The 407-nt window shown below is 64.6% G+C and carries 1 protein-coding gene; it reads right to left on the bottom strand.

Annotated features, from left to right (window positions below; all coding sequences use genetic code 11):
- Positions 1 to 407: IS66 family transposase (locus DW297_RS07795; protein WP_168442819.1), on the bottom strand; the 407-nt coding region annotated here is incomplete at both ends.

Raw genomic sequence — 407 nt, 5'->3', positions numbered from 1 at the left:
TCGGGTCGTCGAGGTAACGCACGAGAGCCGGCCACCGCTTGAGGCTGTAGTCAATGGCCCGCGCGATCGCCGAGCCGTCTGGGACGCGGCGTCGCTGTTCCTCGAGCCAGGCGTGCAGCCGCTCTAGAATCGGGCCAGCCCTTTGTTGCCGCGCTGCCAGGCGCTGGTCTGGCTCAGCATCCCGCACTTGCGCCTCGATCTCGTACAAGCTCACCATGTAGCGCAGTGCCTGGCCCGCCAATTCGCTCTTGTGCTTGTCGTGCAGTTCAAAGAACTTGCGCCGCGAATGGGCCATGCAACCGATCTCAGTGACGCCACCGTCGAAGCTGGCCTTGTAGCCGGCGAAGTCATCACATACCAGCTTGCCTTGCCACTGCCCCAGGAACGCGCGAGCGTGCTCGCCGCTG

Origin of the sequence: Microbacterium sp. PF5 (assembly GCF_004794315.1) — a bacterium.
Taxonomy (GTDB): Bacteria; Actinomycetota; Actinomycetes; order Actinomycetales; family Microbacteriaceae; genus Microbacterium; species Microbacterium sufflavum.
This window is presented reverse-complemented; position numbering and strand designations above follow the sequence as displayed.